The sequence below is a fragment of the Bradyrhizobium sp. MOS003 genome (genome assembly GCF_003020125.1).
GTDB lineage: Bacteria > Pseudomonadota > Alphaproteobacteria > Rhizobiales > Xanthobacteraceae > Bradyrhizobium.
In genome coordinates, this window is the sequence record NZ_PYFW01000014.1 from 54,652 (window position 1) to 75,445 (window position 20,794).

A 20,794-nucleotide genomic window follows, 5' to 3' on the forward strand; every position below is an offset into this window, starting at 1 on the left:
AATGCGTCGCGACGCCCTTGTGACATCCTCCACATCGGCTTCGTGCCTCACCTGTTGGCGTCGCGCACATGACAAACCACATCAGGCTGTCCGTCATCCTCACCGCCCTGCTCGTGGCCACGCAAAGCGTGGCTGCCGAAACCAGAGGCGCCGGCTCAACTTTCGTTTCGCCCGTGATGGCGAAATGGGCCGATGCGTACGAGGCCAAGACCGGCAACGTCGTCAGCTATCAAGCCGTCGGCTCCGGCATCGGCCTCGGCCTGATCAAGAAGGAATCCGTCGATTTCGGCGCCAGCGACATGCCGCTCGACCCGAAGGAGCTGGCCAGGCTCGGGCTGATGCAATTCCCGATCGTGATCGGAGGCGTCGTGCCTGTGGTCAATATCGAGAGCATCAAGCCTGGCCAGATCCGTTTCACCGGGCAGGTCCTCGCCGACATCTACCTCGGTAAGCTCAAATTCTGGAACGATCCCGCGATCGGCGCAATCAACCCCGACGTGAGATTGCCGAACGCTGCGATCACGGTGGTTCATCGCACCGACGGCTCCGGCACGACGTTCAACTGGTCGAACTACCTTTCGAAGGTCAGCCCGCAATGGAAAGCCGGCGTGGGCGAAGGCACCTCCGTCGAGTGGCCGCTCGGCCTCGGCGGCCGGGGCAATGACGGCGTTGCTTCGCTCGTCAGCCTCGTTCCCGGCGCGATCGGCTATCTCGAATACACTTACGCGCTGCAACGGCTCGACCGGATTTCCTTCGGGATCGTGCAGAACAGCGCCGGCAATTATGTCGTGCCCGACGCGGCATCATTTCAGGCGGCGGCATCAAGCGCGGACTGGAAGGCGGAGAATGATTTCCATCTCGTGCTTACCAACGCGCCCGGCGAAGACGCCTACCCGATCACGGCGACGACATTCGTGCTGATGCCGAAGGCTCCGAAATCACCGGAACGATCGACAGCCGCCATCGACTTCGTCCGCTGGTCGCTCGAGAACGGCAGGTCCCAGGCCCAGACACTCAACTACGTCCCGCTCCCGCCCGCCTTGATCGACCAGATCGAACACTATTGGCAGCAGAGCATCGACGCTTCCCCCAGAATTTCGGCATCGGCGACCGTCAAACGCTGAACCTCGAAGGCCGATCACCCTATCGAGATTGGCGTTCCGTACGCCAATCTCGATTGACATCCGCCCATCATTTCAATAATCGCGCTGGTCGGATTGCTGACCGAAAACTGCTGCGGCGGAGCATCATGCGCCCCGGCAAAGCCTTCGAAACCGGCGCGGAAGCGCGGCAAAGTGTTAGCCTGAGAGGACAGACCATGAAGCGCCTGCATGTTCACGTGTCCGTCGAGCATCTCTCCCATTCCATCGGATTCTGCTCCGCCTCGTGCGCGAGTGCGCCGGCGACCTCGCGGGCTTGATGCTGAGCACGAGGGCATCTGCCATGGACGTGATCATCTACCACAACCCCGAATGCGGCACGTCGCGCAACGCGCTTGCCATGATCCGGCATGCCGGCATCGAGCCGCACGTGATCGAATATTTGAAGACGCCACCGTCGCGCGTCCTGCTGCAGCAACTCATCGCGCGCATGGGGATTTCGGTGCGAGAGGCAATCCGCGAGAAGGCTGCCCCCTACGCCGAGCTCGGGCTCGCCAACCCGGCGTTGACCGACGATCAATTGCTCGACGCGATGATGGCGCATCCGATCCTGATCAACCGCCCGATCGTGGTGACGCCGAAAGGCGTCAGGCTCTGCCGCCCCTCCGAGCGGGTGCTGGATCTGCTGCCGCCGCAGCGGGGTGAATTCGTCAAGGAAGACGGCGAGCGCGTGCGGCTGGATCGCAACACCTGATGCCGAGCCTCGCACGGCGCGTCTTCGCCGGGTGGCTCGGGACGGCGTTCCCGCTCGCTGCCGTGGTCGGCTCCGGGATCATGGCTCAGAAGCTCTCCGGTGGAAACGTCGCGCCAGCGCTGCTGTGCAATACGATCGCCACCGGCGCAATCCTCGTCGTGCTGATCCTGATCTTCGCCCGACGGTCACTTTCCGAATGAATCGCGTTTGCAAACCGTCCCTCCCGGGTATTCTGTGGCTGTCAGCAAGACTCGCAGGAACCGGTCCGTGAAGAGACTTCGAAGACCCGATATCGACCATCAGGAAGCATTCCGCCCGGCGCCGACGCGTCAGGCCGCATGAACGACTTCGCACGATCCATTGGGGCGGCGCTCTCGCTGATCGGCGAAGCCGACGCCGAGCTGCTCGGCATCGTCGCATTGTCGGTGCGCGTCAGCCTGACCGCGAGCGTCATGGCGCTACTGATCGGTGCTCCGATCGGCGCCTTGCTTGCGATCACGCGTTTCCGCGGGCGTCAGGTCATCATCGTGCTGACCAATGCGCTGCTCGGCCTTCCGCCGGTCGTGGTCGGGCTCGCGCTCTATCTTCTGCTGTCGCGGTCCGGCCCGCTCGGGGCGGCTGGACTGCTGTTCACGCCGGCCGCCATGGTGATCGCGCAGACGCTGCTCGCCACCCCGATCGTGGTGGCGCTGGTGCACCGGCCCGCGAGCCTGCTGTGGGCGGAATATGGCGACCTCGCACGGATCGACGGGCTGTCGGCCTTCCGCAGCATGGCGCTGCTGTTTGCGCTCGGGCGGACCTCGCTGCTGACAGCCTTTCTCGCTGCGTTCGGGCGCGCCATTGCCGAGGTCGGCGCCATCATCATCGTCGGCGGCAACATCCGCGGCTTCACGCGGACGATGACGACCGCGATCGCGCTGGAGACCAGCAAGGGCGATCTGCCGCTGGCGCTCGGATTGGGGCTGATCCTGCTCGCGCTCAGCGTGGCGGTGTCGACCGTCGCCTTCGTGCTAGTGGGACGCGTTGGGGAAAAATAGCTGCTCGCCGCCGACCTTGTAGGCGGCGATCGCCTGCTGCCCCTTCGGCGAGACCAGCCAGTCGATGAAGGCCTGCCCGTCCTTCGCCTTCACGTTTGCATGCTTGGCCGGGTCGACCAGCATGACGCCGTACTGGTTGAACAGCCGCTTGTCGCCCTCGGTCAGGACCGCAAGCTCGCCGCGATTCTTGAAGGACAACCAGGTGCCGCGGTCCGACAAAACATAAGCGTTCGATGACGACGCCATGTTCAGCGCTGGGCCCATGCCCTGGCCGATCTCGCGATACCAGCTGTCCTTGCCGGCGCCGAGATCGACGCCCGCCTCCTTCCACAGCCGGAGCTCGGCCGCATGCGTGCCGGACTTGTCGCCGCGCGAGATGAACGGCGCCTTGGCGGTCGCGATCTTGCGCAGCGCATCGGTGACGTCCTTGCCGCCCGCGATCTTCGCCGGATCGCTCTGGGGACCGACGATGACGAAGTCGTTGTACATGACGTCGAAGCGCTTCACGCCCTGCCCTTCGGACATGAACTTATCTTCGGCAACCCGGTCATGGACGAACACCACGTCGGCATCACCACGCCGCCCGATATCGAGCGCCTGGCCGGTGCCCACGGCAACGACCTTCACGCTAATGCCCTCGTCCTTCGAGAACAACGGCAGCAGATGGTCGAACAGGCCCGATTGTTCCGTCGAGGTGGTCGAGGCGACCGTGATGGTGCGGTCCTGCGCGAACGCGATGGTGGACCAGAGCAGAGCCGCTCCGACCGCGACTATTCTTTTCATATATCGTCCCTGCACCAGATGCGAGGGCTCCAGACTAGCCTGAGAGAACGACACGGGGAACCTGGATTCGGTGCAGCTATGCGCCGTTCGTCAACGACCGGGACAATATCGCATCACGCGGCGAACGCCCTGCGGCTCCGGCTCCTTCATCCACTCGATCTTCCAGGCCTGCCAAAGCTTGTCGTCGTCGATGACATACGCAAAGGACGTTGTCGAAAAGCCCTTGTCGTTGCGAACCGTGATCTCGCCGCAAGCCGCTTCGATCGTGCGACCGTCCGGATCGGACGCGGGGCTGGTCCAGGAGATGTGGATCTCAGCATTGGGCGGGATGAGGTGAGCCGCGATTTTCGGCGTGAGATTGTCCGCAAGCGCCGGGGCACCGACGAAAATTGCGATGATCGCAGCCAGACAGATCTTGTGGATCACGTTTCCTCTCCTTCGCTTTCGAAGCAGAGCGTCACCATTTCGGCCGGGTTGGACTGTGGTCGCCGTCACATCGATCGGCCAAGCCATGGCCTTACGATGATCTTTCGGGCGCGCCGTCATGGCTGACGCTTCATCCCTCACCGCCGTACGCTGCAGATGTTCTGCAATTGATCTCCCCTGCATTGACAGGGGTGTGACGGCCGGGGCAGTTTTTCACATTGCTGGCGAATCAGCGATTGCCTCACGCCGAGTACCTCTTGGACAACTCCCAGTGCTTTCGAGACTGATATCGTTGCTGCGCCGCATCCCAGCGGTGAAATGGGCGTTCACCCGGCTTCGGCCATTGCCGCATGGCGGCAGCATCGACGGTGCGGCAGTCGCCGCGGAACAGCCTGTCATCGTCGCCGACAGCGCCGAAGCTCTTCCGGCCCTCGACACCGGCATCAGCACTGAACCGCTGCGCAGCGACGCCGCGGTCGCCGAGGACGGCACTGCCCATCCTGCCATCGCGGAAACACCAGCTGATGTCGGCGGCAGCGACGATTCCCTGCAGCAGGCGCCGACGGGATTCCAGCCGGTCTTGGTGGCTGAGGTTTTAGTTTCGGACGAAGTGGCTGGCGGGACAGTCGATGGTCCCAAACCAGTCGATGGTCCTGAACCCGTTAAGGGCGACGATGCGCCTTTGGAGCGTTCGACGACACTCGAGCCCGTCGCCACAGAAGCGGTCGCTACCATCGACGCCGCCGACGAGCCGGCCAAAGCGGCCGAGCCCATCATCGGCAGCGATCCATCGCCCGAGCTCGCGGCCGACGTTGAGCCTGATCTGGCGGAGCAGACCTCGTCCAATGTCGCGATCGCTTCCGTTGAAGTCGCTCCGGTTGACGCTCCCGCTCTCGTCGTTGCCGACGACCCCTCCACTGTTGCGGCCGTGGATGTCGGGCCCGTTGTAGACGACTCTCAGGTCACCCTTGCCGATCGCGATGTCTCGGCGGAGCCGGTCGCTGAAGACAGCCTCGACAGCGCCCCCACCTCCAGCGCTGCGATGACCATCGAGCCGGCCGCGGCAGGCGATCCCGCCCCTGTCGTTGCGGAGGATTCTTCCGCCGACGCCGTCGTGGCCACCCATGATGAGCCGGCTCCGGCTCTCGCGACTCCGGTTGAAGAGATTCGCAGTTCGCCGAAACTTCGCGCGAAAGCCACCGAACCCGCCGATCGCGCCGCGCTGATCCGGCAGCGCTGGGCGGAAAGCGGAATCAGGATGTGGAATCCCCGCCTTCACGGCACCGGTGAAGCCACGCTGAATATCCAGGGCAGCGTCGGGCTGCTGCCGCCGGCGCCGGGCGAGACGATGCCGCGCTACGACAAGCTGGAGTTCAAGATGCTCGGCGGACAGATCGTCTGCGAGGGCGTCATCGTCGAGGCCCCCGCGCAGGCGAGCCATCGCAACTTCACCCGGCTCGCCGAGCAGGGGAAGCTCGACCGGGTTCGCGAACCGGTGCGGGAACGCCAGGCCGCTCTCGCCTGATCCTTTCCGCTGCAAGCGCCGTCGCACCGTGCTAGGCTGAGGTTTCCCGAACATGGGAAATCGCATGCCTGCAAAGCTGCCGCGACTGATCGTGATCGCCGCCCTCTGCATCTCGCAAGGAGCCTTTGCGGCGCCTAGCAAACGGCCTCACCACACGCCGACGACCGATCGAACCGCGCCTTACAAGGCGGACCGGCTCTCCTCCTCGCGCGGCGAGACGATCCTCGACACGCCCGGCCGGACCACCGTGCTGACGCGAGAAATCCTCGACGACATGAACGCAAGGAGCCTTCGCGATGCCATGCGCTCGACCGCCGGCGTCACCATCGGACGCTAGAGCATGATCCGGAAAAGTGTGCGGCGGTTTTCCGATAGGTTTTTGCTCTAACAATAGACCAACGCGCGACGACGATTCATCCTGATGGCATCGCGCTTTAGGATCTGCTCACGGGATCGGAAAACCCTTCCAGATCCACTCGAGCGCTGACGGCAGCGTCTGCGCGATCGTCGGCCGATCGACGTGCTTGGCGTTGCGCACGAACAGGAACTGATAGTGATAACCCCTCTCCGCCAGGACCTTGGCCATCAGCGCATTCGACAGGGTCCAATCGTGCATGCCGTCGGGAATGGTGGGGTTCGGATAGAACAGGTCCTGGTCGCCGCCGAAGAACCAGAAGCGGATCGGTTTCGTCGGAGCGCTCACGATGAGCGGCACACCGGGCGGTTCCGCCGGCGTGAGCACGCCGGCCTTGGAGATCAGGTTGGGGCCCGCGGGCCCCGTCCATGCGCTGTGATATTCCCAGGCACCGCCGCGCAGCGACGGATCATGCGGCCATTGCTGGTTGACCATTGTTGGCGAGAAGGCCAGCACCCGACGATAGAGATCCGGATAGAACCAAGCCATGGTGAAGGCCGCAGCCCCACTCGAGCTCAACCCCATAGTCGCGCGTCCATCGGGATTCCCAGTGAGCCTGACGTCGGCGTTGGTCTCGACCAGCGGCAGCACTTCACGCTCGACGAATTGCGCGTAGGCGCCAGACACCGTGTCGTATTCGCGGCCGCGCTGGCTGCCCTGCGCGTCCTGGCCACCATTGCCGATCTGGATCACGACCATCGGCGGCACGCGGCGCTGGGCGATCAGATTGTCGAGGGTCGTTGCGAGGTCCTTGTAGGCGTTGGAGCCTCCGTCGCCGACCACGATGAACGGCGCTTCGGTGCCGCGCACATATTGCGCCGGCACGTACACATCGATCGTGCGCGACCAGATGCCGGGATGGCTGGTGGTAACGATCATATGCGACTTGTCGTCCGGCGCAGTGACGGTCGTCATGATCGAGGAGTTGGTGCAACCGGCGACGTCGTCGCGGATCAGGCCGGGATTGTAGATCGTGCTCTGCTTCGAGGTCAGCGTGAACGACTTCGTCGTGCCGCGCGGCACGCCGTCCTTCGCGATCGTCTCCGGAGCCGGATTGTGGGTCGGACCGATGATGAAATTGCCTTCCGCCCCCGTCGGCGGCAGCGTGCCGTCGGGCAGTTCGGTCGCGCGCGGATAGTTGGCGCTCGATGGATCTCGCGTCGGCGGCGCCGTCTTGAAGTCGAGGCCCGTCGTGTCGATGAAGAACGGCGCCAACTTGTCCGTGGTGTTTGCACCAGGCGGCACGACCATGTTCTGGGTAACGCAGGCCGGCTGCGAGAGGGCCATTGAAGTGACGGAGAGGAGGGAAATCAGCGTCGCCCCCGCAAGGACGGACAATGAATTGGTCATTTTCAGCTCCCGGTACCGACGAGTCTTGCTGGCCCGTCTTGAGCAAAGTATGGCGGCACGGTCGCCCCTGGTCAAACTTGGCCGGCGGCGTCGACGCGATACCCGCCATGCTCAAATGGACGACGCTCGTTATTCCGCGCATGTGCCGAATCGGGTGAGCTTGCAACCTACGCCACGGCCTGTCGGAGGATTTCGACGAGCGGCTCTCACATCGGCGGTGCGGCAATAGGTTGCGCCGACGCATATGGTTAGCGGAATATAGCGGCGCCTTTTGCAGGCATTTGCAACCGATCCGCGGACTTCTGCGGCCTCTTATGCTTAACGTGGCCTCACCAGTCACTGGCCCTGAGCATCTGCGCGCGCGCAACCTGCGACGAGAGGATCGATCTAACGCCCCCTTTACCCGAGCCGTGCAAGATCGCCTGCGTTTTTGAAGGTATCCAGGGCTCGTATTGCAATGCCTGTCGCCAGATTCAAGTCTCATCTTACCACTATCGTGGATCTGTTCCGGGTCCCGGCCGACAATCCCGAGCTGACGCGCGCGCAGTTCGAAGCCTTCTCCAAGCAGATGCCGCTGCTCTACTTCATCCTGATCACCAACACGATCGCGGTCGCCTATACTTATGTTCCGCTGGCGCCCGCCTCGCTCAGCATGATCGTGCCGGGCGCATTGATCGCGGTGGCGGGCTATCGGACCTTCTGGTGGCTGCGGCAGCGCCACGTCGTACGCAGTGATGCCGCCATCCTGCGCAGTTTGCGTCTCACCAACTGGATCGCGGCGCCGATCGCGGCGGGCTTCACCGCCTGGTCGTTCGCGCTCTATCCCTACGGCGATCCCTTTGCCAAGAGCCAGGTCGCCTTCTACATGGCGGTGACCGTGATCGGCTGCATCTTCTCGCTGATGCATCTGCGTTCGTCCGCGCTGATCGTGACCCTGGTCGTCGACGTACCCTATGTGGTGTTCTACTTCGCCACGGGCGAGCCGACGCTGGAGGCGATGGCCATCAACAATTTGCTGGTCACCGGCGCGATGGTGACGGTGCTCACCATTTACTACCGGGACTTTGCCGATCTCGTCGCCAGCCGCAAGTCGCTGCTGGCACAGCAGACGGCGACCCAGGCGCTCTCGGACGAGAACTTCCGCCTCGCCAATCTGGATTCCCTCACCGAGCTGCCGAACCGCCGCCGCTTCTTCGCCGAGTTGTCGAACGCCTTTGCCGACGCCGAGCGCAGACAGGTTCGCGTCGCGGTCGGTATCATCGACCTCGACGGCTTCAAGCCGATCAACGACAATTACGGCCACAGCGTCGGCGACCGCGTCCTGATCGAGGCGGGCCGCCGCATCCGCGAGGTTTGCGAGGGCTTTGGCCCGCAACGCGTGGAATTCGCCCGGCTCGGCGGCGACGAATTCGGCCTCGTCGTGTGTGGTGATCCCGAAGACGCCGACCTGGCGCGGCTCGGCGAACGCATCGGCGCGCAGGTGAAGCTGCCCTACCAGCTCGACACCGCCCATACCGGCCTGTCCTGCTCGATCGGCTTTGCGTTGTATCCGGACTCCGCGACGACGTCGGAAGCTCTCTATGAATGCGCCGACTACTCGCTCTATCACGCCAAGCGTCATCAGCGCGGACGCACCGTGATCTTCTCCGGCGAGCTCGAAGCCGAGATTCGCAGCCGCGGCGTCATCGAAAACCTGCTGCGCACCTCCGATTTCGGCGCCGAGATGGAGCTGGTGTTCCAACCGATCGTCGATGCCATGAGCGAGCACACTGCGGGTTTCGAGACGCTGGCGCGCTGGCACAGCCCCCGCCTCGGCTGGGTCTCCCCTGCCGACTTCATTCCCGCCGCCGAGCGCATCGGCCTGATCCGTCCCTTGACTCAGGCGCTGCTGGCGCGGGCGCTGGCAACCGCCAAGACCTGGCCCGCCGACGTCCGCCTGTCGTTCAACCTGTCCGCCCACGACGTCTGTGCCGCCGAAGGCATCCTGCCGCTGATCTCCAACATCGAGAAGAGCGGTCTGTCGCCGCGCCGGATCGATTTCGAGATCACCGAGACCGCCGTCACGTTCGATTTCGTGCGTGCGCAGCAGTCGATCGCAACGCTGAAGGCGATGGGCTGCGGCATCTCGCTGGACGATTTCGGCACCGGGTATTCCTCGTTAAGCCACGTGCACCGGTTGCCGCTCGACAAGATCAAGGTCGACCGCAGCTTCGTCGCCGACGTCAACGAGAATCCGGTCAGTCACAAGATCATCAAGTCGCTGACGGGCCTCTGCGACGACATGGAGATCGCCTGCGTCGTCGAGGGCGTGGAGACCCGCGCCCAGCTCGACACCTTGCGCCGGCTCGGCTGCGACTTCATCCAAGGTTACTATTTCGCAAAGCCAATGTCGGCCGATGCGATAGGCGACTATCTCGCTAACGAACGCCAGCGCCTCGACGGCGCCAAGGTCGTGGCCTAACGGGCCCAGACGTCAGACCGCGCAGTAGCGCTCCTGGATGTCCTTGTCCGCGAGCAGCGCTGCGGCGCTGCTTTCATGCACGACCTCGCCCTGGTCGATGATCACGGCGCGATCGGCCAGCCGCAGCGCCCATTCGACGTTCTGCTCGACCAGCAGCAGCGTCTTGCCCTCGTCGCGCAGGCGGCGGAACAGCACGCCCATCTCCTCGACGAGGACGGGCATGATGCCCTCCGAGGGTTCATCCAGCAGGATCATCCTGGGCTTGCCGATCAGCGCGCGCGCGATCGCCAGCATCTGCTGCTCGCCGCCGGAGAGCGTCACGCCCTCCTGGTCCAGCCGCTCCTTCAGGCGCGGGAAGGTCTCGGCGATCTCGTCGATGGCCGTGCGCTCGTCGATCTCGCTGCCGGCTGCGACCAGACCAAGCCGCAGGTTCTCGCGCACCGACAGCCCAGGAACGATGCGCCGCTCCTCAGGTACGTAAGCGAGGCCAAGGTGGAAGCGCTGATGAGCGCGCATTGGCAGGAGTTCCCGGCCCGCAAAGCGCACGCGGCCGGTCGCCTTCGGCATCAGGCCCATCATGGTTCGCAAGGTCGTGGTCTTGCCGGCGCCGTTGCGGCCGACGAGGGCAACCACCTCGCCCTCTTTCACGTGCAGCGAGATGCCGTGGAGGATGTGGCTCGCGCCATACCAGGCGTGGAGCTCTTCGATTTCGAGCAGCGCGGTCTCAGCCATAACCTTCACTCTGTCCGAGATAGACCCGGCGCACGTCCGGATTGCTCCTGATCTCGTCGGGCGCGCCGTCCGCGAGCAGCCGGCCATGGTGCAGCACCACGACGCGCTTGGACAAGCCCAACACCATCTTCATCTTGTGCTCCACCAGAAGCACGGTGCGCTTGTCGGCGAGCCGCTCCAGCAGCGCGACCATGTCCTTGGTCTCTTCCGGACCCATGCCGGCGGTCGGCTCGTCGAGCAGCAACAACTCCGGCTCGGAAACCAGCGCGATCGCGATCTCCAGCGCGCGCTGCTGGCCATGCGAGAGGAATTTTGCCAGATCGCCGCGTTTGCCGAGCAGGCCGACTGCGTCCAGCGCCGCATCGGCACGCGCATGCAATTCGGTCAGCCGGGCGCGGTTGCGCCAGATGTCGAAGCTCACGGTCAGCGCCTGGGCTGCGACGCGCACGTTCTCGTGCACGGACAGGTCAGGGAAGATGTTCGTAATCTGATAGGAGCGCGAAATGCCCTGATGCACGAAACGGTGCTGCGGCAGGCTGTTCAGTTCGCGCCCGCGGAAATGCAGCTTGCCGGACGTCGGGGTCAACACACCGGAGAGGATGTTGAAGAACGTGCTCTTGCCGGCGCCGTTCGGCCCGATGATCGAGGTGAGCTGCCCCGCCGCAAAGGACAGGGTAATATCCTCGAGCGCGACGAAGCCGCCGAAGCGCTTGCCGATCCCTTCGGCGCGAAGCAGCTCGCCGCTCATCGGCGCGCCTTTCCGATGCCAAGCGTATCGAGCAGCGTGCCCCAAATGCCCTTGGGCAGGAACAGCACGAACAGCACGAAGATCGCGCCGACGAAGATCTGCCAATGCGGCGTCCACAGCGAGATGACATCCTCCAGGATCAGGAAGCTCGCGGCGCCGACGAAGGGCCCGAAGAAGCTGCGGGCGCCGCCGAGCAGCACCATCATCACGATCATGCCCGAAGTCTGGTAGTGCAGGATGTCGAGCGGCACGATCGACAGGTGCAGCGCCAGCATGCAGCCGCCGAGCGAGGAGATCGCCCCCGACAGCATGAACACGACCAGCTTGCTGCGTTCGACGTCGTAGCCGCAGGCCCGCGCGCGCTGCTCGTTCTCCCGGATCGCCTCGATGACGGCTCCGAACGGCGAGTTCAGGATGCGCGACTGGAACCACATCGCCAGCGCCGCGAAGGCCATCAGCACGTAATATTTGTTGACGGGGTCGAGGAAATTGACCTGAAGGCCGAACAGGCTGATCCGGTCGACGGTGAAGCCGCGCAGGCCGTTCTCGCCGCCGGTGAAGGAGGAGGCCTGCAACGCGACGTAGTAGACCAGTTGCGCTAGAGCCAGCGTCACCATCGAGAAATAGATGCCGCGGGTGCGCGTCGAGATGATGCCGATCAGGGCTGCCAGGCAGGTGCTGAGGAACACGGCGATCGCGACTGCGGCAAACCACGGCACGCCGTAGCGGCCGATCGCAATGCCGGTGAAGTAGGCGCCCGCACCGAAGAACGCGGCCTGGCCGAACGACAGCAGCCCGGTGTAGCCGAACAGCAGATTGTAGCCCATCACCACGACACCGTAGATCAGGACGTTGACGGCCAGCGCCTTGGACGGCAGCAGCCAGGGCAATATCGCCAGTACGGCGATGGAGAGCAGCACGCGGTGGTCGAGAAGCCGGCCGAGCCCGCCTGGCACAGGCTTGGCGAGAGCCTCGCCGCTCGAAGGGTGCGTCACGCCGTCCTCCCTCTCACGCCGAACAGGCCTTGCGGACGGATCAGCAGCACCACCGCCATCAGCGCGAACATCACGATGGTCGCCATTTCAGGGGCGAACAGTGCCACCAGGCTGATGGAAATGCCGACCATGAGGCCGGCCACGACCGCGCCGACGATCGAGCCGAGGCCGCCGATCACGGTCACGACAAAGGCCTCGGCCAGAACCAGCGAGCCCATCTCCGGATTGACGCTGCGCATCGGCCCCGCAAGAACGCCGCCAAGCGCGGCGAGCCCGACGCCGAGGCCGAAAATAGCGAGCCACACCCGGCCGATGTCGACGCCGAGCACCTGCATGATAGTGGGATCGCGCGCCCCCGCACGCACGATCAAGCCGACACGGGTCTTCTCCAGCGTCAGCCAGAGCACCAGCAGCACCACCGCCACCAGCGCGATGACGAACAGGCGATAACGTGGGAAGAAGCCGATGCCGAGGTCGAGCACACCGATCAGCTGCGGCGGGGTCGGAAACGGAATGCCGTCGCTGCCGAACACGATACGCACGCCCTCGACCAGGACGTAGCTGAGGCCGAAGGTGAGCAGCAGCGGATCGTCGATCGAACGGCCATAGAGCCTTCGGATCAGCACGAGCTCGATCAGCATGCCGAAGGCGCCGATCAGGATGGGCGCAAGCAGCAGCCCCCACCAGAAGCTGCCGGTCAGCGAGGCCAGATACAGCCCCGCATAGGCCCCGATCATGAACAGCGCGCCATGGGCGAAATTGACCACCCCGAGCATGCCGAACACGATCGTCAGTCCAAGCGCAGTGATCACCAGGACCGCGCCAAGCGCGATCCCGGAGAGGAGCTGCATGATGATCAGCGACAGGTCCATCGGCTCAAGTCTTAGGTCGCATGGCCGAGCTCGCTGCAGCTGCGCAGCATGTCGTCCGAGGCGGTGTCGTTGGCGAGAATGGCGAACAGGTCGTTGTCGCCCGCCATGGCGGACTTCTTCTTGGACTCCAGCACCAGCACCGACTGCACCGACTGATGGTCGCATTTGCGATAATGCTGCGGTCCCTTGGTCAGATCATATTGCAGCTTCTCCAGAGCATCGATCACCTTGTCGGTGTCGGTGCCGCCGGCGGTCTGCATCGCGGCCAGCAACGATCCGACGCCGGAATAGCCGTAGGCGCCGTAATCGGTCGGGATCGCGCCGCCATTGGCGGCCTTGAACGCCGTGTTGAACGCGGCCGCCGATTTGCTCTGCGCCTCCAGGCCCCAATAATAATTGGCACCGCCGACCACGCCCTCGAACACGTCGGGGCCGACCGCGAGGCGCTGGTTGTGCAGGATCACCGGCACGACGATCTTCATCTGCTGCTTGACGCCGAAATCCACCGCCTGCTTGATCGCATTGGCCTGATCGCGGCCGAAATTGGAGATGCAGAGCACGTCAGGCCGCATCGACATCAGGCGCGGCATGAAGGTGGAATAATCGGCCGCACCGAACGGATGCAGGATCTCGCCGACATTGTCCGCGCCGATCGCGGCCTGCGCGCGCTTGAAGCCGCGGAGCATCTCATGGCCATAGGCATAGTCGGCGACGAGATGAGCGACCTTCATACCCTTCTTCAGGGTCTGCCGCGCCACCGCAGCCGTCGTCATGTGCGGGTTCAGCGCCTCGTGGAAGGTGTATTTGCTGAAATCCTTGGCCTCGTTGATGGTGTCGGACTGGCTGATCGACACGTAGATCACGCCACGGGCGCGGGTGACCTCGTTGACTGCGAGTTGCACGGCGCTGGAGAGCGCGCCGACCACGGCGTGAACCTTGTCCTTCTCGATCAGCTCGAGCGTCCGCGTCGCGGCCTCGCCGGCGTTGAGCTTGTCGTCCCGCACCAGCAGCTCGACCTTGCGGCCGCCGATGCCGCCCTTGTCGTTGACGAGCTTGACTGCGAGCTCGGCGCATTTGACCTGATCGCGCGCTTCCGCCGCGAACGGGCCGGTCAGCGGCGTCGGAAAGCCGATGCGGATCGTCTCGTCGGCGGCGCGGCCAAGACGAGGCATGGCGAGCAACGCAGCGCCTGCCGAAAGGCCGGCGAGCGCGGTACGGCGGGTTATTTTCGGGGTCGAACCGGATTTGGGCATGATTTCCTCCAAGGTCTTTTCAGTGTCTTTTTTCTAGAAACGCTTCAGGGCTGTCAGGACTTTCATCGGCGTGATCGGAATCGAATTGATCGTGGCACCGAACGGCGCGAGCGCGTCGTTGACGGCGTTGAGCACACAGGCGGACGCGGCCGCCGTACCGGCCTCGCCGACCCCCTTGGCGCCGAGCTCGGTGTCGGCGGTCGGCGTCTCGACATGGCCGATGACGATGTCGGGCATCTCCATCGGCATCGGCACCAGGTAGTCGGCGAGCGAGCCGTTCACGAGTTGGCCGGTGTCGCTGTAGCGGCATTCCTCGAACAGCGCCGCGCCCAGCCCCTGCACGATACCGCCGCGCAGCTGCTCGTCCACCAGCATCGGATTGATGACGCGGCCACAATCCTCGACGATGAAGTGCTTCAGGAGCCTGATGAGCCCGGTCTCGACATCGACCTCCAGCAAACAGCCCTGAATGCCGTTGGTAAAGGCGAACGGATAGCCCTGCGGCGCGAAATGATGGCTCACGGTCAGCTGCGCCTGTGTCCCCGGCGGCAGCGTGTCGGAACGGAAATAGGCGATGCGCGCGATCTCGGAGATTGGAATCCGCTGGTTCCGCGTCGCCGTATCCACCACTTGGCCATCGACGATGTCGAGCGCCGACGGCTGTTCCTGAAGGATCAGCGCCGCGATCTCCAGAATGTTGCGCTTGAGCGCGCGTGTCGCCTGCAGCGCGGTCTCGCCGCCGATGCCGGCGCCGCGGCACGCCCAGGTCGCGCCGCCATGCGGCGTCACCTCGGTATCGCCGGTGATGACCTTGACGTGGTCCTGCGCGAGGCCGAGCTGGTCGGCCACGATCTGGCTGATGATCGCCTCGGTGCCCTGCCCCTGCTCGGTGACCGAGATCAGGCAGCGTACCTCCCCTGACGGCGTCAGGTTGAGGATCGCGCCGTCCTGTGAGGAGATGCGGGCGCCGCCGACCCCGTAGAACGCCGGGCTCGGATTGGTGATCTCGACGAAGGTTGCGATGCCGATACCGCGATAGATGCCGCGCTTGCGCAAGTCCGCCTGCTTCGCGCGCAGGCCGTCATAGTCCATCATCTCGTGCAGGCGCGTCAGGCACGCCTGATGCGACAGCGCCTCGAAGCGATAGCCGGTGGGTGACGTCTGCGGATAGGCGTCGTCGGGGATGACGTTCTGCGCGCGGATGGCGAAGGGATCGAGGCGGAGCTTGGCGGCCGCCATGTCAACGAGACGCTCGGTCACCGCGCAGGCGATGGGATGGCCGACGGCGCGATACTGGCTGGTCTGCACCTTGTTCTGGAAGATCACCTCCAGCGTGGCGCGGTAGTTCTTGAAGCGATAGGGCGCACCCATCAGGCGGATCACCTGATTGCCCTCGACCACGCTGGTGCGCGGATAGGTCGAGAAGGCGCCGATCGCGGTCAGGTCCTCAACCTCCATCGCCAGGATCTCGCCCTCAGCGTCGAGCGCCATGCGGGCACGGACGCGATGGTCGCGGGCGTGGATGTCGGAGACGAAAGACTCCATGCGATCGGCAACGTATTTCACGGGCCGGCCGAGCAGGATCGATAGACCAACCACCGCCATGTCCTCATGATAGACATGCAGCTTCATCCCGAAGGAGCCGCCGATATCGGTGGCGATGACGCGAACGCGGGCTTCCGGAATATTATAGTGGCGCGAATAGAGGTCCTGAAACTGATAGGGCGTCTGCGTGCCGTGGTGCACCGTAAGCGCGCCGTCGGCGGGATCGTAGTCCGCGACGATCGCGCGCGGCTCCAATGTCACTGCGGTATGGCGGCCGAAGGTGAACTCCTCCTCGACCACATGGGCCGCATGCGCAAAGGCATCGTCCACGGTGCCATTGTCGAGCTGGCTGCGGAAACAGGTGTTATTGACACTGCCGGGGTTGATCAGCGCGCCGCCAGCCTCGCGAGCGCTGTCGATATCCACGACGACGGGAAGGTCCTCGTAATCGACCTCGATCAGTTCCAGCGCATCTTCGGCGATCGCCCTGCTCTCGGCGACGACGGCAACCACCGCCTGCCCGGCCCAGACCACGCGATCCACCGGCAACGGCCATTGCGGCGCGGAGGTCATGCCCTTGAAATGATCCAGCGTTCCTGTCCACGGCGTGCAGATCTTGGCGAGATCAACGCCGGTCGCAACGAGATGCACGCCTTCGACCGCGCGCGCCTGCTCGGTGCTGATCGAGACGATCTTCGCGTGCGCATGCGGACTGCGCAGGAACGCGGCGTAGAGCATGCGCGGCAGACGCAGATCGCTGACATAGCGACCCCGCCCGGCCAGCAACCGCTTGGCATTCGGCCGCGGCACGGAGCGTCCGATGTAGGAATTCGGGCGATCGAGCGAGGTCAGCGGCGCGGTCATGTCACGCCTCCGCTGGTACCGCGCGCTTTGGCCACCGCATCGATGGCGTCGACGATCGCCTCATAGCCGGTGCAGCGGCAGTAATTGCCCGACAGCGCGTCGCGAATCTCCTCGCGACTCGGCTGCGTCACCTGCGAGAGCAGCTCGTGGGCGTTGACCAGCATGCCCGGCGTGCAGAAGCCGCATTGCAGCGCATTGCGGCGGTGAAATTCGGCCTGGAGGTCAGCAATCGCGCCGCGCTCCGACAGTCCTTCGATGGTGTCGACGGTGGCGCCGTCGGCCTGCACCGCGAAGATCAGGCAGGAATGAACGGCTCGGCCGTCGAGCTGCACCAGGCAGGCACCGCAGGCCCCCATCTCGCAGCCGGCATGCGTGCCGGTCAGCTCGAGGCTGTCGCGCAGGCAATCGACCAGCGTCTCCCGTGGCGCGACCTCGCAGGCGACCTTGCGTCCGTTGACGATGAGGCGGACTCGCACCGTCTCGTCCGCCTCGTTCAAAAGGCTATCGTCGATGCCGCTCATGCTGCCTCACCGAGACGTCCGAGCAGGCGGCCAAGCAATACGCGGGCGAGATGCAGCCGCATCGCGGGCGGCACCTCGTCGCTCTCGGGCGGCGCGAGATCGCCTTCGAGCGCAGCTTGGGCTGCGGCAATCCGCACCGCATCCAGGCGCGAGCCGACCAAGGTCGCCTCGGCACCCCTCACCCGTGTCGGCGTATTGCCGACCGACAAGTACGAAATGCGGATGTCGTGGATGCGCTCGCCGGCGAAGGTCGCGAGGATACCGCAACCGACCAGCGCGTAGTCCCCACGACGCCGCGCCAACTCGTCGAACGCAAAGCGCTGATCCGCCCTGAACAGCGGAACGTAGATTGCGGTGATCAGCTCGCCGGGCTGTAGCGCCGTCTCGAACAGGTCGATGAAGAAGTCGTCGGCCCTGACGCGGCGGCGGCCTGAGGGCCCGGCGATCTCGATCTCGGCATCCAGCGCCAAGGTCATCGCAGGAAATTCGGAAGCAGGATCGGCCAGCGCGACGCTACCGCCGAAGGTGCCGCGGTTGCGGATCGCGGGATGGGCCACGAACGGCGCCGCCGCATGCAGCAGCGGCGCGAACTCGGCGATTAGCGGCTCGCTGAGCATCTCGCAATGGCGCGTCAGCGCACCGATGCGCAAATGCCCGCCTTCGCGCCTGACCCCGCGCAGCTCGTCGATATGGGTGATGTCGATCATTAGCCGCGGCGCCTGCAGTCGCAGCGACAGCGCCGGCACCAGGCTCTGGCCGCCGGCGATGAAACGCGCATCGTCCCCGGCGCGAGCGTGAGCATCCAGCGCATGGTCGATCGTCGCAGCACGAAAATAGCTGAAAGCCCTCGCCTTCACTGCCGTTTCCCCGAGATCCATCGGCTCATCGGCCGGGATGCCAGATTTGTAACCATCTGGTCTCAAAATCCTGACATGGCTGCCGAGGCCGGTCAACAGGAAATGACCATTTGGTCACAAAAGCACCTTGGGTTATGAAGACAGCGTCAGGTTGATTCAGCGACGAGATGGCCCGAAAAGCGCAGAAAACGGCGAAGCGACCGGCCCGCAAGCGGACCGCGACAGGCAGCAAGTCCGCGCCAAAGCGTCGCAACATGCGCGCGGCCGACCGCGAGCGCGCGATCGTGGACGAGGCTGTTCGCTTCTTCGCCGAGCGCGGCTTCGAGGGCCAGACCCGCGAGCTCGCCAAGCGCATGGGCATCACGCATTCGGCGATCTATCGCCACTTCCCCAGCAAGGAAGCGCTCATCGAGCGGGTCTACCAGGAGGTCTATCTCAGCCGCTGGTCGCCCGATTGGGGTCCGATGATCCGCGATCGTTCATTGTCACTCGAAGTGCGGCTCACGCGCTTCTATCTCGACTATGTTGAGCGCGTGTTCGAGTACAATTGGGTGCGGATCTTCGTGTTCTCCGGCATGAAGTCGTTCGGCATCACCGGCCGCTATCTCGACATCGTCCGCCGCGAGATCATCGAGCCGGCGGCGGCCGAACTGCGCCACGAGCTCAGGCTGCCCGACGCCAAGGCGCATTCGCTGAGCGAGCGCGAGACCGAGCTGTTCTGGGGCCTGCACGGCCGCATCTTCTATCTCGCGATCCGCAAGTTCATCTACGAGACGCCGATTCCAGCCGATCTCGATGCCATCGTCCGCGACGCCGTCCAGACCTTCATGGACGGTGCCAAGACGACGATGCCGAAGCTGCTCGTAAGCGGCTAGCTACTTCGAAAGGCTCGGCAGATCGAGCCCCTTGTCGCGGGCGCAGTCGATCGCCGTCTCGTAGCCGGCATCGGCATGACGCATGACGCCGGTGGCGGGATCATTCCATAGCACGCGCGCGATCCGCTTGGCTGCTTCCGGCGTCCCGTCCGCGACGATCACCATACCGGCGTGCTGGGAATAGCCGATGCCGACGCCGCCGCCATGGTGCAGCGAGACCCAGGTCGCGCCGCTGGCGCAATTCAGCAGCGCGTTGAGCAACGGCCAGTCGGACACCGCGTCCGATCCGTCCTTCATCGCCTCGGTCTCGCGGTTGGGGCTCGCCACCGAGCCGCTGTCGAGATGGTCGCGTCCGATCACGATCGGCGCCGTCAATTCACCGCGCGCTACCATCTCGTTGAAGGCGAGGCCGAGGCGATGGCGGTCGCCAAGCCCGACCCAGCAGATCCGTGCCGGCAGGCCCTGAAACTTGATGCGCGCCTTCGCCATGTCGAGCCAATTGTGCAGATGCTTGTCGTCGGGCATCAGTTCCTTGACCTTAGCATCCGTCCTGAAGATGTCCTCGGGATCGCCCGAGAGCGCGGCCCAGCGGAACGGCCCGACGCCACGGCAGAACAACGGCCGGATATAGGCGGGAACGAAGCCCGGGAAATCAAAGGCGTTCTTCAGGCCCATGTCCTGCGCCATCTGGCGGATGTTGTTGCCATAGTCGAGCGTGGGGATACCTTGCGCATGGAAATCCAGCATGGCCTGGACGTGCTCGACCATCGAGGTCTTGGAGGCACGCTCCACGGTCTTCGGATCGGAGCTACGCCTGGCCTCCCACTCGGCGAGCGTCCAGCCTTTCGGCAAGTAGCCGTTGATCGGGTCGTGCGCGCTGGTCTGGTCGGTGACGATGTCGGGCTTGACGCCACGGCGCACCAACTCCGGGAATATTTCCGCGGCATTGCCGAGCAGGCCGACCGAGACGGCCTTCTTCGTCTTCGCCGCGTCCGCCATGATCGCCAGCGCTTCGTCGAGGGTCGCGGCCTGGCGATCGAGATAGCCGGTACGCAGGCGCATCTCGATGCGGCTCGGTTGGCACTCGACCGCGAGCATCGAGGCACCGGCCATGGTCGCAGCCAGCGGCTGCGCTCCACCCATGCCGCCGAGGCCAGCAGTGAGAATCCACTTGCCGGCAAGGCTGCCGCCATAATGACGGCGACCGACCTCGACGAAGGTCTCGTAGGTGCCCTGCACGATGCCCTGGCTGCCGATATAGATCCAGGAGCCCGCCGTCATCTGGCCGTACATCATCAGGCCCTTGCGATCGAGCTCGTTGAAATGATCGAGCGTCGCCCAATGCGGCACGATGTTGGAATTCGCGATCAGCACGCGCGGTGCATCCGCATGAGTGCGGAACACGCCGACTGGCTTGCCGGACTGCACCAGCAGCGTCTCGTCGCCTTCGAGCTTGCGCAAGGCCGCAACGATCCGGTCGAAACTCTCCCAGTCGCGCGCTGCGCGGCCGATGCCGCCATAGACCACGAGCTCGCTCGGGCGCTCCGCGACATCAGGGTCGAGATTGTTCATCAGCATGCGCAGCGGCGCTTCCGTCAGCCAGCTCTTGGCGCTGATCTCGCTGCCACGGGGCGCGCGGATGGTGCGGTCATTGTCCAGTCGGCGGTTCATGCGGGCACCC

At 64.6% G+C, this 20,794-nt stretch carries 20 protein-coding genes and 1 pseudogene; 8 read left to right on the forward strand and 13 right to left on the reverse strand.

Annotated features, from left to right (window positions below; genetic code table 11):
* The first annotated feature begins 68 nt into the window (after positions 1 to 68).
* A complete protein-coding gene (pstS, locus tag C7G42_RS32915) occupies positions 69 to 1,124 on the forward strand; it encodes a phosphate ABC transporter substrate-binding protein PstS (RefSeq protein WP_106952994.1) in 1,056 nt (351 codons plus the stop codon).
* A gap of 14 nt (positions 1,125 to 1,138) precedes the next feature.
* Here pstS and C7G42_RS35130 read toward each other — a convergent pair whose 3' ends face one another.
* Positions 1,139 to 1,354 carry a hypothetical protein gene (locus C7G42_RS35130; RefSeq protein WP_158537650.1) on the reverse strand — a complete coding sequence of 72 codons (216 nt, stop codon included), beginning with the start codon at positions 1,352 to 1,354 and terminating at the stop codon, positions 1,139 to 1,141.
* Between the two features lie 89 nt (positions 1,355 to 1,443).
* Here C7G42_RS35130 and arsC point away from each other — a divergent pair, with 89 nt between their 5' ends.
* The 3 genes and pseudogenes from arsC (at position 1,444) to C7G42_RS32940 (ending at position 2,891) form a co-directional block, all read left to right on the forward strand.
* Positions 1,444 to 1,854 (forward strand): arsenate reductase (glutaredoxin), encoded by a 411-nt coding sequence (gene arsC, locus C7G42_RS32930; RefSeq protein ID WP_106952995.1) that lies wholly within the window; start codon positions 1,444 to 1,446, stop codon positions 1,852 to 1,854.
* Positions 1,854 to 2,030 (forward strand): annotated as a pseudogene (locus tag C7G42_RS32935) (aquaporin family protein); the annotation flags it as partial. The gene arsC and the pseudogene C7G42_RS32935, both read left to right, overlap by 1 nt.
* Positions 2,031 to 2,192: 162 nt before the next feature.
* On the forward strand, positions 2,193 to 2,891 hold the full coding sequence (locus C7G42_RS32940; protein WP_106952996.1) for an ABC transporter permease: 699 nt from the start codon (positions 2,193 to 2,195) through the stop codon (positions 2,889 to 2,891).
* On the opposite strand, the gene C7G42_RS32945 is transcribed toward C7G42_RS32940, so the two are convergent.
* Complete coding sequence (locus tag C7G42_RS32945; protein ID WP_106952997.1) at positions 2,865 to 3,674, reverse strand: ABC transporter substrate-binding protein; 810 nt, start codon at positions 3,672 to 3,674, stop codon at positions 2,865 to 2,867. The two genes, C7G42_RS32940 and C7G42_RS32945, sit on opposite strands and share 27 nt — an antisense overlap.
* Positions 3,675 to 3,764: 90 nt before the next feature.
* A complete protein-coding gene (locus C7G42_RS32950) occupies positions 3,765 to 4,220 on the reverse strand; it encodes a hypothetical protein (RefSeq protein ID WP_147250314.1) in 456 nt (151 codons plus the stop codon).
* A gap of 172 nt (positions 4,221 to 4,392) precedes the next feature.
* Between C7G42_RS32950 and C7G42_RS32955 the strand changes: the two genes are divergently transcribed.
* Together C7G42_RS32955 and C7G42_RS32960 are read left to right on the forward strand one after the other, a co-directional pair.
* Complete coding sequence (locus tag C7G42_RS32955) at positions 4,393 to 5,625, forward strand: hypothetical protein (RefSeq protein ID WP_106952999.1); 1,233 nt, start codon at positions 4,393 to 4,395, stop codon at positions 5,623 to 5,625.
* 64 nt (positions 5,626 to 5,689) lie between these two features.
* Positions 5,690 to 5,962, forward strand: coding sequence for a Plug domain-containing protein (locus C7G42_RS32960; RefSeq protein WP_199581265.1), 273 nt, complete (start codon positions 5,690 to 5,692; stop codon positions 5,960 to 5,962).
* A gap of 108 nt (positions 5,963 to 6,070) precedes the next feature.
* Here the strand turns inward: C7G42_RS32960 and C7G42_RS32965 are convergent, their stop codons facing one another.
* A complete protein-coding gene (locus C7G42_RS32965; protein ID WP_106953001.1) occupies positions 6,071 to 7,390 on the reverse strand; it encodes an alpha/beta hydrolase in 1,320 nt (439 codons plus the stop codon).
* A 457-nt stretch (positions 7,391 to 7,847) separates the two neighbouring features.
* Between C7G42_RS32965 and C7G42_RS32970 the strand changes: the two genes are divergently transcribed.
* Complete coding sequence (locus tag C7G42_RS32970; protein WP_106953002.1) at positions 7,848 to 9,851, forward strand: putative bifunctional diguanylate cyclase/phosphodiesterase; 2,004 nt, start codon at positions 7,848 to 7,850, stop codon at positions 9,849 to 9,851.
* A gap of 12 nt (positions 9,852 to 9,863) precedes the next feature.
* Here the strand turns inward: C7G42_RS32970 and C7G42_RS32975 are convergent, their stop codons facing one another.
* Genes C7G42_RS32975 through C7G42_RS33010 form a run of 8 tightly spaced genes read right to left on the reverse strand, consistent with a single transcriptional unit; the run spans position 9,864 to position 18,238 of the window.
* Positions 9,864 to 10,583, reverse strand: coding sequence for an ABC transporter ATP-binding protein (locus C7G42_RS32975; protein ID WP_106953003.1), 720 nt, complete (start codon positions 10,581 to 10,583; stop codon positions 9,864 to 9,866).
* Entirely contained in the window at positions 10,576 to 11,331 is a 756-nt protein-coding gene (locus tag C7G42_RS32980; protein ID WP_106953004.1) for an ABC transporter ATP-binding protein, read from the reverse strand. Before C7G42_RS32980 ends, C7G42_RS32975 begins: the two co-directional genes overlap by 8 nt.
* Positions 11,328 to 12,326, reverse strand: coding sequence for a branched-chain amino acid ABC transporter permease (locus C7G42_RS32985; protein ID WP_106953005.1), 999 nt, complete (start codon positions 12,324 to 12,326; stop codon positions 11,328 to 11,330). Before C7G42_RS32985 ends, C7G42_RS32980 begins: the two co-directional genes overlap by 4 nt.
* Positions 12,323 to 13,198, reverse strand: coding sequence for a branched-chain amino acid ABC transporter permease (locus tag C7G42_RS32990; RefSeq protein ID WP_106953006.1), 876 nt, complete (start codon positions 13,196 to 13,198; stop codon positions 12,323 to 12,325). The genes C7G42_RS32985 and C7G42_RS32990 overlap by 4 nt, the downstream gene beginning before the upstream one ends.
* An 11-nt stretch (positions 13,199 to 13,209) precedes the next feature.
* Complete coding sequence (locus C7G42_RS32995) at positions 13,210 to 14,451, reverse strand: ABC transporter substrate-binding protein (RefSeq protein ID WP_106953028.1); 1,242 nt, start codon at positions 14,449 to 14,451, stop codon at positions 13,210 to 13,212.
* A 33-nt stretch (positions 14,452 to 14,484) separates the two neighbouring features.
* Entirely contained in the window at positions 14,485 to 16,860 is a 2,376-nt protein-coding gene (locus tag C7G42_RS33000) for a xanthine dehydrogenase family protein molybdopterin-binding subunit (RefSeq protein ID WP_106953007.1), read from the reverse strand.
* A complete protein-coding gene (locus tag C7G42_RS33005) occupies positions 16,857 to 17,381 on the reverse strand; it encodes a (2Fe-2S)-binding protein (RefSeq protein ID WP_106953008.1) in 525 nt (174 codons plus the stop codon). The genes C7G42_RS33000 and C7G42_RS33005 overlap by 4 nt, the downstream gene beginning before the upstream one ends.
* The gene (locus C7G42_RS33010) at positions 17,378 to 18,238 is read right to left on the reverse strand and encodes an FAD binding domain-containing protein (protein WP_106953029.1); all 861 of its coding nucleotides are present in this window, start codon (positions 18,236 to 18,238) and stop codon (positions 17,378 to 17,380) included. The genes C7G42_RS33005 and C7G42_RS33010 overlap by 4 nt, the downstream gene beginning before the upstream one ends.
* 254 nt (positions 18,239 to 18,492) lie before the next feature.
* Here C7G42_RS33010 and C7G42_RS33015 point away from each other — a divergent pair, with 254 nt between their 5' ends.
* Positions 18,493 to 19,113: a TetR/AcrR family transcriptional regulator gene (locus C7G42_RS33015; protein ID WP_166475783.1), complete on the forward strand. Its 621-nt coding sequence runs from the start codon at positions 18,493 to 18,495 to the stop codon at positions 19,111 to 19,113.
* On the opposite strand, the gene hutU is transcribed toward C7G42_RS33015, so the two are convergent.
* Positions 19,114 to 20,784, reverse strand: coding sequence for a urocanate hydratase (gene hutU / locus C7G42_RS33020; protein WP_106953010.1), 1,671 nt, complete (start codon positions 20,782 to 20,784; stop codon positions 19,114 to 19,116).
* Positions 20,785 to 20,794: the final 10 nt, after the last annotated feature.

Coding starts and splice junctions, on each gene's coding strand:
- C7G42_RS33015 (WP_166475783.1), top strand. CDS start 18,493: ATGCGCGCGGCCGACCGCGAGCGCGCGATCGTGGACGAGGCTGTTCGC.
- C7G42_RS32950 (WP_147250314.1), bottom strand. CDS start 4,220: ATGACGGCGCGCCCGAAAGATCATCGTAAGGCCATGGCTTGGCCGATC.
- C7G42_RS33000 (WP_106953007.1), bottom strand. CDS start 16,860: ATGACCGCGCCGCTGACCTCGCTCGATCGCCCGAATTCCTACATCGGA.
- C7G42_RS35130 (WP_158537650.1), bottom strand. CDS start 1,354: ATGCTCGACGGACACGTGAACATGCAGGCGCTTCATGGTCTGTCCTCT.
- C7G42_RS32960 (WP_199581265.1), top strand. CDS start 5,690: ATGCCTGCAAAGCTGCCGCGACTGATCGTGATCGCCGCCCTCTGCATC.
- C7G42_RS32940 (WP_106952996.1), top strand. CDS start 2,193: ATGAACGACTTCGCACGATCCATTGGGGCGGCGCTCTCGCTGATCGGC.
- C7G42_RS32995 (WP_106953028.1), bottom strand. CDS start 14,451: ATGCCCAAATCCGGTTCGACCCCGAAAATAACCCGCCGTACCGCGCTC.
- C7G42_RS32975 (WP_106953003.1), bottom strand. CDS start 10,583: ATGGCTGAGACCGCGCTGCTCGAAATCGAAGAGCTCCACGCCTGGTAT.
- C7G42_RS32945 (WP_106952997.1), bottom strand. CDS start 3,674: ATGAAAAGAATAGTCGCGGTCGGAGCGGCTCTGCTCTGGTCCACCATC.
- pstS (WP_106952994.1), top strand. CDS start 69: ATGACAAACCACATCAGGCTGTCCGTCATCCTCACCGCCCTGCTCGTG.
- C7G42_RS33005 (WP_106953008.1), bottom strand. CDS start 17,381: ATGAGCGGCATCGACGATAGCCTTTTGAACGAGGCGGACGAGACGGTG.
- C7G42_RS32965 (WP_106953001.1), bottom strand. CDS start 7,390: ATGACCAATTCATTGTCCGTCCTTGCGGGGGCGACGCTGATTTCCCTC.
- hutU (WP_106953010.1), bottom strand. CDS start 20,784: ATGAACCGCCGACTGGACAATGACCGCACCATCCGCGCGCCCCGTGGC.
- arsC (WP_106952995.1), top strand. CDS start 1,444: ATGGACGTGATCATCTACCACAACCCCGAATGCGGCACGTCGCGCAAC.
- C7G42_RS32990 (WP_106953006.1), bottom strand. CDS start 13,198: ATGGACCTGTCGCTGATCATCATGCAGCTCCTCTCCGGGATCGCGCTT.
- C7G42_RS32970 (WP_106953002.1), top strand. CDS start 7,848: ATGCCTGTCGCCAGATTCAAGTCTCATCTTACCACTATCGTGGATCTG.
- C7G42_RS32980 (WP_106953004.1), bottom strand. CDS start 11,331: ATGAGCGGCGAGCTGCTTCGCGCCGAAGGGATCGGCAAGCGCTTCGGC.